Here is a 13,485-nt window from a genome sequence, read left to right as displayed (position 1 = left end):
CATCAGGCTCCGGCCGGGCCGTTGGCGGAACGCAGTTCCAGCGGCGCCGGCAGCGGGCGGCTCAGTTCGGCGCGCTCGCCGCGAAAGTGCGGCAGGATGTGCTCGCCCAAGCGATAGGCTTCTTCCAGATGCGGGTAACCGGCGAGGAAGAACAGGTCGATGCCGATGGCGTTGTACTCGCGAATCCGCGCCACGACATTTTCATAACTGCCCACCAGCGCGCAGCCCGGCGGAATGCCGATGTAGCCGAAGCCGGTCCACACATTCGGGTGGATGAAAAAGTCATCGAAACTCTGGGTTTCCGTCTTCTGCGCGAACTCGTTTTCATAGCTGAGTTTGCGCGCAGTGCGCAGCCCGGCATGCGCGGCCACGGCCTTGACCGCGCCCCTGGCGATGCCTTCATCGAAGAAGCGCCTGGCTTCGGTGCGGGCCAGTTCCTCGGTCTCGCGGGTGATGACGTCAATCGACAAACCGAAGCGAATGTCGCTGCGTCCGTACTTCAGTGCACGCTCGCGAATGTCGGCGATCAGCGCGGCAATCTCGTTCGGGTGCTCGGCGCGCATCAGGTAGAAATCAGCGTGTTTGGCGGCGAATTCCCGGGCTGGAATCGACGAGCCGGCGGTGCAGATCAGCGGCAGCTCGGCTTTCTTCAACGGCCCGCGCAGGCCACCTCCCTCGGACTTGTAGAATCTGCCCTCGTAGTGGAAATTCTCGTTGTGCCAGTAACCCTTGACCACGTCCATGAACTCGATGGCGCGCTCATAACGTTCATCGTGATCACTGAAATCGCCGACCTGGCGCTGAATCGCATCCGAACCGCCGTTGATGATGTTCCACACCAGCCGGTTGCCGGTCGCCCGTTGATAGGTCGCGGCCTGCTGCACCGCCACCCACGGCGTGTAGTGGTAGGGCTGGAACGCAGTGACGAATTTCAGCGTGCGGGTTTCCCGGGCCAGCAGCGAGCAGACCGTCCACGGCTCCTCGCCGGAGGGCGCGTTGACCATCAGCGCACCGCCGAAACCGTTGATCTCGGCAGCCTTGGCGATCTGCCCGAGGTAGTCGATGTAGGTGAAGTGATCGCCGACGCTGAACCCCGAGACGGCGCCGGTGCTCGGGCCGCCACGGTGCCAGTCGCCACGGTTGCGCGGGTCGCCGGGGAGGAATTGGGTTTCGCCATGCAGGGGCAGGCGGGTGAAGAATTCAATACTCATGTCGAAGGCTCCGTCTTACTGCACGCTGGGGCTGCAGATCGGGGTGATGGGCTGGTCGTTGATGACCTTGTGCGCGAACGGCACCGAGTCCTTGAGCGAGGCGTTGACCGTTTCGCTGTGGCCCAGCCCTTTGTAGAGATGGCCTTCAACCACCGAGCCGGTCTTGCAGGCGTCCTGCATCAGCGCGACCTGTGTCGAGGCGGCCGGGGTTTTGTCTTCGGCGCCGGTGCCGATGAAGATCGGCTGGGCCAGTTTCAGCGTCGGGTAGGAAACCTGTTTTTGCCATGCGGCGAGCTGGTCGCCCTTGTAGTCTTTCTTGGCATTGGCCGGGGTCAGGCCGACGCCGACCACATCGCTGACCAGCGCTGCCAGGCAACTGGTGCGCGCTTGTTCGAACAGCGGCAGGGCCTTGTCGGTGTAGAAATCCTTGGGGTTGATGCTCGGGTCGTATTGCTGGGCCGCGAGCAGGGTGTAGAAGCCGTAGGCGAGGGACGCATCGACTTTGTTGACGTCCTGTTCACCGACGTTTTTCGCGCCGACGGTATAGATCACGCCGGTGCCGATGCTGCCTTTGACACCGAGGTCCGGCGCGTAGGTCGGGGCATAGGCCGCCGAGGCGAAGGCGCCCGCGCCACCCTGGGACTGACCGACGATCAGCACTTTGTTGGCCAGCCCCGGAACGCCCGCAACCACGGCTTTTGCCGCGTCGAGAATGCCGTAGGCGGCCATGCGATTGTTCAGCAGCGGGTGACCGCCGGGGACGCCGAGGCCCTGATAGTCGGTGGCGACGATGGCATAACCTTCATCCAGCCAGCGGCTGAGGTATTGCACGTCACGGTAGGAGCGACCTTGCCAGGACGGCGCGCACACATCGGCCACACCGACCGTGCCATGCCCCCAGCTGGCGACCGGCCAACCACCGGCGGGCGCCTTGCCTTTGGGCAGGAACAACGTGCCGGAGACCACGATCGGCGTCTTGTTGTCGATGCCGTCGGTGGAGGTGTAGAGAATCCGCTGCGCGCTGGCGGCGTTGGGCAGGCTCAGGGTTTTTTCCAGCGGCTCGCTGCGCAGCAGTTTGCCTGGCGTGGCCGGGATCACCTCTTGCCAGGTGTAGAACGCCGAGACGCGGCCATCGCCTTGCTGCGGGTCGGGTTTGGGGGCGTGGGCACCGGCGGCCATGGCACTCATGGACAGCGCCAGGACGCTCAGACCGAAAACGAATTGTTGCGGCAGTTTCATCTGGATTTCCCTATTCATGGATTGTTGCTGACCTGGCCGCGCAGGGCCGGCCAGTAGTCGGTGAGTTTCAGATCGATCAGCGCCTGGTTGGTGAAACCGGTGGCCAGCGAAGGGGTGATGTCGTAGGTGTCGCGGATCAGGTGGTTGGCCAGCGCATAGGCGGTCAGCGCCTGATAGTGGGCCTTGAGTTGCTGGTCGCTTTTCGGCGCCCAGCGGTCTTTCCAGGCCACGGGATCGTTCTGGTCGTCGCGGCGCAGCACGCTTTCAGCGGTGCCGGCGCGGGAGGAGAGTTCGTAGTAGGCGTCCTGGTTTTTTTCCTGGGAGATCCACCAGGCGGCTTTGATCCAGGCGGTCGCCAGCAGTTGAGTAATGTCCGGGTGCTGCGCGACAAAACTGTCGGTGCCCCAGAGGTCGGAGACCAGACGCCAGTCGTTGGCGCCTTGCTTGGTCGACCAGATGATCTTGCCGACGCCTTTGTCTTCCAGCGCATAGGCTTCGCTGAGCAAGACGGCCGCATCGACTTTGCCGGCGGACACCGCTGCGGCGCCGACTTGCGGATTGAGGTTGGCGATCTTGAAATCGTCGAGCTTCAGGCCCTTGCTGGCGAGGAAGTTGCTGAACGCGAACTCCCACGGACGACCGCGATGCAGGGCCAGGCGTTTACCCTTGAGGTCGTCGATGCTGTTGGCGCTGGAACCGGCGGGCACCACCAGATAGATGTTGTTGCCGCTGCCACCGGGCACGATCAGCTTGCCCGGTACACCGCCAGCCCCGGCAATGACGGAAGGCAGGTCGCCGCGCACGGCAAAGTCGATGCTGTTGTTGCTGAAGCCTTCGTTGATCTGCGGCCCGGCGCCGGCGTGGGGCAGGGCGATCCAGTCGAGCTTCACGCCGCGCTGCGCCAGTTGCTGCTCCAGCCAACCGTCCTCGATCACCCGCCCGGCGATCCCGCCGAATACCGGTTTGCCACCCTGCGTATACGCGACGATAGCGATCTTCACCGACGCCGGTGCCTGTCCGGCCAGCGCCGTGGCACTGAGCAGAAACCCGGTCAAGGCGACCAGGCTGTTGCGCCAGAAACGTTTCATTGAACTCTCCCTAAATGGCTATTGGCGAAACACGGTCTTTGTAGGAGCCGGCTTGCCGGCGATGGGGCCTTCAAACCATGCGGCGTTTCTGAGGACGCCATCGCCGGCAAGCCAGCTCCTACAGGGTTTTGCGGTGTCCGATGCTGCTGCGTTGTGAACCCAATCCTTGTAGGAGCCGGCTTGCTGGCGATGGGGCCTTCAAACCTGGCGGCGTTTCTGAGGACGCCATCGCCGGCAAGCCAGCTCCTACAGGGTTTTGCGGTGTGCTCACGTTCCAGCGTTGTGAACCCAATCCTTGTAGGAGCCGGCTTGCCGGCGATGAGGCCTTCAAGCCTGGCGGCGTTTTTGCCGACGCCATCGCCAGCAAGCCGGCTCCTACAGGGGAATTGCGGCGCACCTCTTTTCCAGCGTTGTGAACACAATCCTTGTAGGAGCCGGCTTGCTGGCGATGGGGCCTTCAAGCCTGGCGGCGTTTTTGCCGACGCCATCGCCGGCAAGCCAGCTCCTACAAAGTTTTGCGCTGTACATGGGAGAGAGCAGATTGCATGCCACTGCGCGAAAAACGCGCTGCAGGCCGCGCAGGGACTGGGTTTCAGGGCGAGGGGAGGGCGCGACGGGGAGCGTGGGGTGTTGATGTGCAAGCAGGCCGGTGCGTGCCAATTGCTGCTCCAGCAGCAGGCTGGCAGCAGTTGTGTTGCATATGGTTTTTAGGAATATATAAATACTAATTAAGAATTTTTTAGTCTAAACAACTTCATGCACTATTGAGCACGCGCTTTTACTGCCAGGAATGCACCATGTCGCTGATCACTCATCCAAACGCTCGCGAATTGACCAAGTCGGTGCGGGCCACCGTCCTGGTGTTCAAGGACCCGCGCTCCCAGGAACTGCTCAGCCGCATCGAGCGCCTGGCGCCCAGTGAAGCCAACACATTGATCATTGGCGAGACCGGCACCGGCAAGGAACTGGTCGCCCGGCATATCCACAATTTGAGCCGCCGCGGACGCGAACCCTTCGTGGCGGTGAACTGCGGTGCGTTTGCCGAAACCCTGGTGGAAAGTGAGCTGTTCGGCCACGAAAAAGGCGCCTTCACCGGCGCCACGACCAACAAGGCCGGGTGGTTCGAAGCAGCCAATGGCGGCACGCTGTTTCTCGATGAAATCGGTGATCTGCCGTTGAACATGCAGGTCAAACTGCTGCGGGTCTTGCAGGAGCGCGAAGTGGTGCGCCTGGGCTCGCGCACGCCGATCCCGATCAACGTAAGGCTGGTGGCTGCAACCAACGTCAACCTTGCGGATGCGGTCGTCGCCGGGCATTTTCGCGAGGACCTGTTTTACCGTCTGCACGTCGCGACCATTCGCCTGCCGCCCTTGCGCGAACGACCGGGCGACATCCTGCCGCTGGCCGAGTTTTTCCTCGAAGAACATTGCCAGCGTCTGGGCTACAACCGTGCGTCATTGAGCGTCGAAGCCGAACGCAAGCTGCTGGAGCACAGCTGGCCAGGCAACATCCGCGAGCTGGAGAACTCCATTCACCACGCGTTGCTGGTGTGCCGCAATCAGCGGGTCGCCCCGGCGGATCTGCACCTGGTGGACATGCGTTCCTCCGGCATCCGCCAGGAACAGGCCAGCCAAACCAGCCACGCCGTCGCCGGCCCGGTGGACCTGGAAGCCGCCCTCAACGCGCTGTTCGAACAGAACATCCCGGACCTTTACGAACATATCGAAGAAACCATTTTCCGCGCGGCGTACCGGTTCTGCCACGGCAACCAGTTGCAGACCGGACGCCTGCTGAACATCAGCCGCAACATCGTCCGGGCGCGGCTGGAGAAAATCGGGGAGTTGAACAAGACACTGGCGGTGGAGGAATAGTCCTCGTCGTCGCTTTATTTCTGATTCGTCCACTCACAGCGAGCATTTCATGGCAACTCCTTACAAGCGTTCAGCGTTGACCCTCCTGGCGGCCTCCCTGGCGGCGATGAGTGCGTTACTCAGTCCCGGCGCGCAGGCCGAAGGCAAGATCAGCATCGCCCAGCAATTCGGCATCGGTTACCTGATTCTGGATGTGGTCCGCGACCAGCAACTCATCGAGAAGCATGGCAAGGCCCAGGGTCTCGATATCAAGGTCGACTGGAACAGCATCTCCGGTGCCACGGCGATGAACGAAGCGCTGTTGGCCGGCGCGCTGGATGTGGTGTCGGCGGGCGTGCCACCGATGCTGACGATCTGGGATCGCACCAAGGGCAAACAGAACGTCAAGGCGATTGCCTCGCTGGGCTCGATGCCCAACTATTTGCTGACCAACAACCCGAATGTGAAGAGCCTGAAGGACTTCACCGAGAAGGATCGCATTGCTGTGCCTGCGGCCGGGGTAGGGTTCCAGTCGCGCACCTTGCAGATCGAAACGGCCAGGCAGTTCGGCAATGACCACTACAAGAAATTCGACGACATCTCGATCAGCCTGGCCCACCCGGATGCGACGGCGGCATTGATCGCCGGAGGTTCCGAGATCAACGCGCACTTCTCCAGCCCGCCGTTCCAGTATCAGGAATTGCAGAACCCCAACGTGCACAAGGTGCTGAGTTCCTACGACGTGCTGGGTGGCCAGGCCACGTTCAATGTGCTGTACACCACGGAAAAATTCCACGACGAAAACCCGAAAACCTACAAGGCGTTTTACGACGCATTGGCCGAAGCGGAAAAAATCATCAAGGCCGACAAATCCGCTGCCGCCCAGACCTACATCCGCGTCGAACAATCGAAGCTGGCCCTACCGCTGGTTGAGAAAATCGTCAACGATCCAGAGATCAACTTCACGGTGGTGCCGCAGCGCACGGCGGTCTACGCCGAGAAACTGCAGGAACTGGGTGTGCTGAAGAACAAGGCCGCCAGCTGGAAGGACTACTTCTTCGAAGAAGCACACGGCGATGCCGGCAGCTAAAAACACCACAAAACCACTGTAGGAGCCGGCTTGCTGGCGATGGCGTCCTCAAATCCACCGCAACGTTTGAAGGCCCTATCGCCAGCAAGCCGGCTCCTACAAGACCGTGTTCGCAGCCCCGAAGCAGCTGCACACCGCAAATCCCTGTAGGAGCTGGCTTGCCAGCGATGGCGTCCTCAGCAACGCCGCAGGGTTTGAAGGCCTATTCGCCGGCAAGCCGGCTCCTACAAGTCCGTGTTCGCAACGCTGCAGCAACTGCACACCACAAAACCATTGTAGGCGCCGGCTTGCTGGCGATGGCGTCCTCAGGCACACCGCAGCGCATGAAGGCCTCATCGCCGGCAAGCCGGCTCCTACAAGACCGTGTTCGCAGCTCCGAAGCATCTGCACACCGCAAAGCCCTTGTACGCACGCCGTCGCGGTGGCCAATGCAGGCCATAAAACTGACCTGAATCAACCCGAATGGCACGGCAATACACAGGGGGATGGCCGTTTGTCATGCGTATGGTTATGCTCGCATCGTTTTGCATTTGCCAATCATTAACAACCACAGTGATGTCATGAGCCAATCAGAGACGCGTGCGACTGCCCTTGCGCTGTATCCGGAAGATTCCCGCGAGGCCGCGGCGCTGCTCAAACAAGCCATTCCGCTGATGGTTCGTCACAACATCCCGCCCAATCCGGTGCATTACGCGCTGTGGTACACCTACAGCAAAGGTCTGGACCCCGAACTCAATCGTCACCTGGACCGGGTGGTCAAAGACTTCGATTGCTTCCCGCCGGAATCCGCCACCCGGCTGTTCCGCGACTACATCATTCGCGACGAGCTGGAAGAGGCTCGCGCCGGGCAGCAACAGGCGATCAATCTGGTGGACGACATGCAGCGCGACGTTTCGCGCAGCGTCGAGGGCAATCTCAACTTCCAGAGCAGTCTGGGACGTTGCCTGGAAATGCTCGAGTCGCCCGTCAACGAGCGCTTGCCGGGCATTTTGAGTGAGCTGCAACAAAGCACCCAACTGATGCACAGTCAGCAGGAACAGTTCCTCACCCAACTGCACTCCGCCCAGAGCGAGATCAAGAGCCTGCGCAGCAAGCTTGAGCGTGCACAACTGGCGGCCACGCTCGATGGCCTGACCGAATTGCTCAACCGCACCGCGTTTACCCGTTTGCTGGAGCAGGCGCTGAGCAATGAGTCCCAGGGCGTCGCGCTGGTCATGCTGGATATCGATCACTTCAAGCAATTCAATGATCAGTACGGTCACCCATTGGGCGACCGAGTGCTGCAGCATGTCGGGCAGGTGTTGCGCAGTTCGCTGCCACCCCACGCCACGGCGGCGCGTTACGGTGGTGAGGAGTTCTGCGTGATTCTGCAACACTGCGCCGATCTGGCGAGTGCCGCTGTTTTTGCTGAGCAACTGCGGGTGAAAATCCAGTCGTTGCGGATCAAGGCGCGGGTTGATGGCAAGGTACTCGATACGATCACGGCATCCTTTGGCGTGGCGTTCGCGCAACCCGGCGAGAATATGGACAGCCTCCTGACCCGCGCCGATGACGCGCTCTACCAGGCCAAGCGCGCTGGGCGGAACCAGGTGCATCGCTAAGCACTGAAACGCCTTTCAAGCCGCCGACCCGATCCATTTGGTGACGGTGGGCGCTTGCCACTGTTCGAGCGCGTCGAGCAGTGCCGCCGGGTCGGTATTGAACATCAGCATCTGGCTGTGTTCGGTCTTCATGAAACCTTCGTTCACCGCATGGTCGAGCAGGCTGCGCACCGGGTTGAAAAAACCACCGATGTTCAGGCAAGCGACGCCTTTGTGGTGTTCACCCAATTGGGTCAGGGTTGCCGCTTCAAACAACTCCTCAAACGTCCCCAGCCCGCCGGGCAATGCGATGAACGCATCCGCCGATTCGCTCATGCGCGTCTTGCGGCTGCGCATGTCTGGCGTCACTTCGTGTTCGGTCAGGCTGCCATGAAGATGCCCAAGGTCGAACAGCAAGCGCGTGATGATGCCGAGCACTTCACCGCCCTCGGCGAGTACGGCATCGGCCATCACGCCCATTAAACCCTTGTCGGTACCGCCATAGACCAGGCGTATGCCGCGTCGGGCGATTTCCCGGCCGAGGGCCTGGGCGCCTGCCACGTAGTCGGGGTTGAAGCCATAGTTGGAGCCGCAGAACACAGCGATGCTGTGGAGTGGGGAAGAGCTGGGCATCGGATTATTCCGGGTGGTGGTCGGTGGCCGATGATGCGGTGAGATGGGTAAGGCGGACAGGTCCATGAGTCAGCCGCTTGATTGGGCCATGACTGGTTTTTTGTGTTGTTCTCAAGGCCGCCTTCGCCGGCAAGCTGGCTCCTACAAGGGTTTTGCGGTGCACGCAAAACCCTTGTAGGAGCCGGCTTGCCGGCGATAGGGCCCTCGAACCTGGCCCCTACATCAACGCCAGAATCCGTTTTCCCAACTGCTCGGCAGTCTCTTGCGAATCAATGTTGGCAAACCCGAGCAACAGCGCGGAATCGGTCTCGTCACGCACACGCCAATCGGTCAACGCTTCAGCGTAGAGACCTGCCGCCAACAAGCGCTCGACCAGCAATCGGTCGGACTGTGCCTCCATCAGCCGCAGAATCAGATGCATGCCACCCGGCTGCGGATCGATGCGGATGCGTTCCCCCAGGACTTTCTTCAGTCCGCGCGCCGCCGCTTCCCGGCGTTCGCCGTAGAGCTTGCGCATGCGCTGGATATGGCGCGCGAAATGCCCCTCGGTCATAAACGTGGCGACGATGGCTTGGGTCAGTTCCAGACAACCGCCGAGAAAGGTCTCGCTGACGTGTTCGAAGCGTTCGACCTGCGCTGGCGGCACCACCAGGTACGAAAGGCGGATCCCCGGAAACAGTACCTTGCTGAACGTGCCGGCGTAGAGCACCCGGCCATCACGGTCCAGGCTTTTCAGCGCGGGCAGGGGACGGCTGACGTAGCGGTATTCGCCGTCGTAATCGTCCTCGATAATCCAGGCCTGCTGCCGGCTGGCCCACTCAAGCAATTCCAGTCGGCGCGGCAGTGACAGCGACACGCACAGGGGACTTTGATGTGCCGGTGTGACCACCGCCGCTCGTGCGTCCATCGCGCTGCTCACCCCTTGCGCGACCTGCATGCCGTCCTGATCCACCGGCACGGGGGCAACCTTGATCTGAAGATGCGCCAGCAACTGGCGGGTCGGCAGGTAGCCGGGGTCTTCCACGAGCACACGGTCGCCGGGCTTGAGCAGCGTGTGAGCGATCAGTGCCAGTGTGTTGCGGTATCCCGAGGTGATGAACACTTGCGCGGGCGAGCAGGTAATGCCCCGTGAGACTTGCAGGTAAGTGGCAATCGCCGTGCGCAACGATTCCAGCCCCAACACCGACGGATTGGCCATGTCGGGAATGCGCGTGGCGCGCACGCAGCGTGCGCCGATCTGCGACCAGATCTTTCGCGGAAAGGCATCCAGCGCGGGCAAGGCCATTTGAAAGGGCAGGACCGCTGCCTTGTGCCTGATCGAGGCGCTGGCGGTCGCATTAAACGGGTGTTCCGTACGCGCCGAAGGCTTCCTGCCGCTGACCCCCGGCGCCACCACGGTGCCCGCCTGACCCCGCGACAGCAGATAGCCCTCCGCCGTCAGCAGTGAATACGCGGTGTCGATGGTCCCCCGCGCCAGACCAAGCTCTTTTGCCAGTGCCCGGGCCGCAGGAATCCGGTCGCCGGGGGCGAGCAGTCCGTCACTGATCGCGCCGCGGAACCGCCAGTAGATTTGCCGGTAGATCGGCTCCGACGAGGTCGGATCAAGGGGTGAGAAGTTTTTGATTTGAAGGGTCATTGGCCTCGCCCGTGTCGTGCGCAGAAAAATGCGCTTGTAGTGCCTGGCCCGCCTTGTCCCTGGCGGCGGCGACGGCCTCCGGGCCCATGGCGGTTCCCTCTACGGAGAAAAAATTCACGTCGTGCAGCCCGATCATACCCAGCACGGCGGTCAGGTACGGCGTGAGAAAGTCCGGTTGCCGCGGGGTCATTCCGGAAAACCTGCCGCCAGAGGTCACTGCAACATACACCGGGCGGTCCTGCAGCAGGCTGGTTTTGCCTTGCGCACCGACATTGAACGTGCGTCGGACCCGAGCGATGTGATCGATCCAGAGCTTGAGTGTCGAAGGCACGGTGAAGTTATGCATCGGCGTACCAATCACCAGCATATCGGCGCTGTGCAGTTCCTCGATCAGCGCTTCGGATCGGGCGATAGAGCCTGTCTCTGTGACATCGGCGGACGCCTGTTGGGAAATCGCGTAAGGCTCGTCGATAGGGGACAGCGCGTCACCACCGACCACCCGCTCGATCACGGTTGCCGCTGGATGGGCCTTCAGCAAAAAGCCAATGATGTTTTTCGACAGCCGATAGCTTTCGGACGCTTCGCCGCGAGGGCTGCAAGTAACGTGGAGGATTTTCATGATTCACCCGGTTTGAACTGTGTGGAGGGAATCATTCTATGAAGCTCATGACCCAGGCCAAAGGTCCATGAATCCGGTTAATCACTGGGCCATGATTGCCGAGTCATGACCCATGACTCAAGGTCGATCATGGACCTTATCAACAAGGCCAAGACACGACACGATGAAGTCCCTCAACCAGCAAACACAAGGACTCATCATGAGTAATCGTCTCGACTACGCCAAGGCTTCACCTGAAGGTTACAAGGCTTTCGGCGGGGTTTATGTCTACCTGCAGAACAGCGGTCTTTCCCACGAGCTGATTGATCTGGTCTATCTGCGGGTGTCGCAAATCAACGGCTGCGCCTTCTGTATAGACATGCATTCCCGGGACCTGCTCAAGCTCGGCGTCAGCGTAGAAAAACTGGTGTTGGTGCCGGTATGGCGTGATGCCGGTTCAGTCTTCAGTGCCCGCGAACTCGTTGCGCTGAGCTGGGCGGAAACGGTGACTCGCGTGGCGGAAACCGGCGTTCCCGATGCCGACTATGCCGCTGCGTCTGCCGAATTCGGCGATAAGGAACTGGCAGACCTGACGTACGCGATCGGTCTGATGAATGCTTTCAACCGGTTCGGCGTGACGTTCCGGGCGAAACCCGCCGCTGCCAACAACGCCTGAACCATCCCCTTGAATCAATAGAACTCGCCGGGTGGTCACGCTCGGCGGGTTAACCAAAGGAGTTAACACCATGGCTTGGTCACTGCTTGGCATCGCCGGCATTCTCGAAATTGCCTTCGCGTTTTTCATGAAGGGCTCAGACGGATTTACCCGATTGACCCCGGGACTGCTGGCAGCCGCGACCGGTTTGTCCAGTGTCTTTCTGCTTTCACTGTCGCTGCGAACCCTGCCCGTCGGCACCGCCTACGCGGTGTGGACCGGAATTGGCGCGGCGGGCACCGCGATACTGGGGATGGCGGTGCTGGGCGACGCCACCACACTGCTGCGGATACTGTGCATCCTGGTCATCCTGGGTGGTGTTATCGGACTCAAGCTGGTCACGGGAAACTGAGAAGCTTTGAAATAAGGCATTTTGCTGGCCCCGAAGCCCGAAAGTTACAGACAGAATCACTTTAATTTCAGGTGGTTAGGGCTGGCTTTAAATGCGCAATGTATGGATTACGCTGATTTCGTTAGGCTTGGCTGGCATCGCCGTCTCCGCCCAGGCCAAAGACCTTCAAGCCAATGACCGGTATATGTGCAGCTGGGGCGCGGGCACTGCAGCCAGAGCCCAGGAACTCAAACTGGCCGGCGTTTCGCTGTACGCCGCTCGCCAGAAATTACAGACCTACAAGTTCAGCAAACCGTGGATGCGCATGACGGCCATGGGTATTACCGAGCAAACCTACGACAGCCCGTCGCGGATCAAACCCGCGGCACTGCGCCAGAGTTTCTACGAAGATTGCGTGCGCTTTAAGTTGGCGCGCAAATGACCGAGTGACCTACAACCCGTCTTCCATCAGCTTCAGATACTCCGGGCTGTCGGAGATCGAATTGTGCCCCACGCCAGGAATAACCTTCAGGGTCGCCACACCTTTGGCGAAATGCCCGTAGAGTTTTTCCGTGCTGGCGGGCGGGATGACTTCATCCTGCCCGGCCGCGAGCAACAGCGTCGGTATCGAGATGTGCCCGGCGTATTTCCACGATTCGAACTTGTCCTGCAGCAGCCACTTCACCGGGAATATCGGGTACTGGCGGACGGCGAGGTCTTCAAGGCTGTTGTAGGGCGTGATCAGGATCAGTCGGGAGGCCGGGCGCTGACTGGCGAGGCGCACGGCGACGCCCGAGCCCAGGCTGCGGCCGACCACGGCGATGTGGGGATGGGTGTCGTAGACTTTGTCGAACAAGGTCAGGGCATCGCGGGAAATCGCCTCTTCGGAAGGTGAACCGGTGCTGCCACCGAAGCCCCGGTAGTGCAGCAAGTACAGGGCATGGTCGGGGAATGCCTGGGAAAACACGGGCAGGTTGCGCGAAACGTCCTCGGCATTTCCACCAAAATAGATCAGTGCATTTGGTCCGTCGTGCGGTTTGACGGTGACCTGCACCTGTGCGTCCGCCACCGATAGCGTGAGCAGCGTTTCGGGCGTTCCGAGTGCGGCGGGTTGCGGGAAGTAGATGAGGGCACGCTGGAACACGAACAGCGCGATGCAGAGCGCCAGGTACAACGCGGTAACGATGATGATGAGATACATCAGGGTGCGCGACATTCGGTTAGCGTGAGTGGGTGGCATTGACTGCTCTGGGTCTGAGGACCGCGACGGCTTGATCGCTTTCAGAGTGTAGTTGAATGACCGAGTTGTGAGCCGGTGTGTGGGTTTTGAGGGGGGCATATCCGTTGCTACGGTAACGGCTGCGTATGGTTTCGCCCTTACGGCGAGTCACTTTGGAAAAGCCCCAAAGTAACCAAAGGGCTCTTGCCCCTGTCGTTCGGTGCCTCGCTGGGGCTCGGCATGCCCTCGCTCCGGTCCTGCTCCGTGGGCCCGCCGCCATCGGCCATCCATGGCC

13 protein-coding genes are annotated in these 13,485 nt (G+C 61.0%); 6 read left to right on the top strand and 7 right to left on the bottom strand.

The features are described 5' to 3' along the window. Window positions 1-2: 2 nt before the first annotated feature. Genes J4E42_RS27420 through J4E42_RS27410 form a run of 3 tightly spaced genes read right to left on the bottom strand, consistent with a single transcriptional unit; the run spans window position 3 to window position 3,538 of the window. Window positions 3-1,211, bottom strand: a complete 1,209-nt coding sequence (locus tag J4E42_RS27420) for an LLM class flavin-dependent oxidoreductase (protein WP_207286619.1) — start codon at window positions 1,209-1,211, stop codon at window positions 3-5. A gap of 15 nt (window positions 1,212-1,226) precedes the next feature. Continuing rightward, the gene (locus J4E42_RS27415) at window positions 1,227-2,450 is read right to left on the bottom strand and encodes a lipase family protein (protein WP_032828708.1); all 1,224 of its coding nucleotides are present in this window, start codon (window positions 2,448-2,450) and stop codon (window positions 1,227-1,229) included. A gap of 14 nt (window positions 2,451-2,464) precedes the next feature. Continuing rightward, a complete protein-coding gene (locus J4E42_RS27410) occupies window positions 2,465-3,538 on the bottom strand; it encodes an ABC transporter substrate-binding protein (RefSeq protein ID WP_207286618.1) in 1,074 nt (357 codons plus the stop codon). Window positions 3,539-4,335: 797 nt separating this feature from the next. Between J4E42_RS27410 and J4E42_RS27405 the strand changes: the two genes are divergently transcribed. From J4E42_RS27405 to J4E42_RS27395, 3 genes are all read left to right on the top strand, one after another. After that, on the top strand, window positions 4,336-5,409 hold the full coding sequence (locus tag J4E42_RS27405) for a sigma-54-dependent Fis family transcriptional regulator (protein WP_008028129.1): 1,074 nt from the start codon (window positions 4,336-4,338) through the stop codon (window positions 5,407-5,409). Between the two features lie 49 nt (window positions 5,410-5,458). Beyond that, window positions 5,459-6,478: an ABC transporter substrate-binding protein gene (locus J4E42_RS27400; RefSeq protein ID WP_207286617.1), complete on the top strand. Its 1,020-nt coding sequence runs from the start codon at window positions 5,459-5,461 to the stop codon at window positions 6,476-6,478. Window positions 6,479-7,038: 560 nt separating this feature from the next. Beyond that, complete coding sequence (locus J4E42_RS27395) at window positions 7,039-8,079, top strand: GGDEF domain-containing protein (RefSeq protein WP_259331731.1); 1,041 nt, start codon at window positions 7,039-7,041, stop codon at window positions 8,077-8,079. 15 nt (window positions 8,080-8,094) lie between these two features. Here the strand turns inward: J4E42_RS27395 and J4E42_RS27390 are convergent, their stop codons facing one another. The 3 genes from J4E42_RS27390 to J4E42_RS27380 form a co-directional block, all read right to left on the bottom strand. Next, a complete protein-coding gene (locus tag J4E42_RS27390) occupies window positions 8,095-8,691 on the bottom strand; it encodes a TIGR00730 family Rossman fold protein (RefSeq protein WP_207286615.1) in 597 nt (198 codons plus the stop codon). Window positions 8,692-8,908: 217 nt separating this feature from the next. Continuing rightward, window positions 8,909-10,327 carry a PLP-dependent aminotransferase family protein gene (locus tag J4E42_RS27385; RefSeq protein ID WP_207286614.1) on the bottom strand — a complete coding sequence of 473 codons (1,419 nt, stop codon included), beginning with the start codon at window positions 10,325-10,327 and terminating at the stop codon, window positions 8,909-8,911. Next, window positions 10,293-10,946, bottom strand: coding sequence for an FMN-dependent NADH-azoreductase (locus J4E42_RS27380; RefSeq protein ID WP_207286613.1), 654 nt, complete (start codon window positions 10,944-10,946; stop codon window positions 10,293-10,295). The genes J4E42_RS27385 and J4E42_RS27380 overlap by 35 nt, the downstream gene beginning before the upstream one ends. Before the next feature lie 199 nt (window positions 10,947-11,145). Here J4E42_RS27380 and J4E42_RS27375 point away from each other — a divergent pair, with 199 nt between their 5' ends. The 3 genes from J4E42_RS27375 to J4E42_RS27365 all read left to right on the top strand — a co-directional run bounded on the left by J4E42_RS27375 (window position 11,146) and on the right by J4E42_RS27365 (window position 12,413). Continuing rightward, window positions 11,146-11,601, top strand: a complete 456-nt coding sequence (locus J4E42_RS27375; protein WP_207286612.1) for a carboxymuconolactone decarboxylase family protein — start codon at window positions 11,146-11,148, stop codon at window positions 11,599-11,601. A 70-nt stretch (window positions 11,602-11,671) separates the two neighbouring features. Beyond that, entirely contained in the window at window positions 11,672-11,992 is a 321-nt protein-coding gene (locus J4E42_RS27370) for a multidrug efflux SMR transporter (protein WP_008041149.1), read from the top strand. A gap of 91 nt (window positions 11,993-12,083) precedes the next feature. After that, window positions 12,084-12,413, top strand: coding sequence for a hypothetical protein (locus tag J4E42_RS27365; protein WP_008041150.1), 330 nt, complete (start codon window positions 12,084-12,086; stop codon window positions 12,411-12,413). 9 nt (window positions 12,414-12,422) lie between these two features. Here the strand turns inward: J4E42_RS27365 and J4E42_RS27360 are convergent, their stop codons facing one another. After that, window positions 12,423-13,211 (bottom strand): alpha/beta hydrolase, encoded by a 789-nt coding sequence (locus J4E42_RS27360; RefSeq protein WP_207286611.1) that lies wholly within the window; start codon window positions 13,209-13,211, stop codon window positions 12,423-12,425. Between the last annotated feature and the right edge of the window lie 274 nt (window positions 13,212-13,485).

This window comes from Pseudomonas sp. FW300-N2A2, assembly GCF_017351735.1.
Taxonomy (GTDB): Bacteria; Pseudomonadota; Gammaproteobacteria; order Pseudomonadales; family Pseudomonadaceae; genus Aquipseudomonas; species Aquipseudomonas migulae.
The sequence above is the reverse complement of the archived record's forward strand: the minus strand, read 5'-3'. Positions and strand labels throughout refer to the sequence as shown.

Excerpts from the sequence above, each read along its gene's own strand:
- J4E42_RS27365 (WP_008041150.1), top strand. The coding sequence starts at position 12,084 with ATGCGCAATGTATGGATTACGCTGATTTCGTTAGGCTTGGCTGGCATC.
- J4E42_RS27415 (WP_032828708.1), bottom strand. The coding sequence starts at position 2,450 with ATGAAACTGCCGCAACAATTCGTTTTCGGTCTGAGCGTCCTGGCGCTG.
- J4E42_RS27370 (WP_008041149.1), top strand. The coding sequence starts at position 11,672 with ATGGCTTGGTCACTGCTTGGCATCGCCGGCATTCTCGAAATTGCCTTC.
- J4E42_RS27390 (WP_207286615.1), bottom strand. The coding sequence starts at position 8,691 with ATGCCCAGCTCTTCCCCACTCCACAGCATCGCTGTGTTCTGCGGCTCC.
- J4E42_RS27405 (WP_008028129.1), top strand. The coding sequence starts at position 4,336 with ATGTCGCTGATCACTCATCCAAACGCTCGCGAATTGACCAAGTCGGTG.
- J4E42_RS27385 (WP_207286614.1), bottom strand. The coding sequence starts at position 10,327 with ATGACCCTTCAAATCAAAAACTTCTCACCCCTTGATCCGACCTCGTCG.
- J4E42_RS27410 (WP_207286618.1), bottom strand. The coding sequence starts at position 3,538 with ATGAAACGTTTCTGGCGCAACAGCCTGGTCGCCTTGACCGGGTTTCTG.
- J4E42_RS27360 (WP_207286611.1), bottom strand. The coding sequence starts at position 13,211 with ATGCCACCCACTCACGCTAACCGAATGTCGCGCACCCTGATGTATCTC.
- J4E42_RS27375 (WP_207286612.1), top strand. The coding sequence starts at position 11,146 with ATGAGTAATCGTCTCGACTACGCCAAGGCTTCACCTGAAGGTTACAAG.
- J4E42_RS27380 (WP_207286613.1), bottom strand. The coding sequence starts at position 10,946 with ATGAAAATCCTCCACGTTACTTGCAGCCCTCGCGGCGAAGCGTCCGAA.
- J4E42_RS27420 (WP_207286619.1), bottom strand. The coding sequence starts at position 1,211 with ATGAGTATTGAATTCTTCACCCGCCTGCCCCTGCATGGCGAAACCCAA.
- J4E42_RS27395 (WP_259331731.1), top strand. The coding sequence starts at position 7,039 with ATGAGCCAATCAGAGACGCGTGCGACTGCCCTTGCGCTGTATCCGGAA.
- J4E42_RS27400 (WP_207286617.1), top strand. The coding sequence starts at position 5,459 with ATGGCAACTCCTTACAAGCGTTCAGCGTTGACCCTCCTGGCGGCCTCC.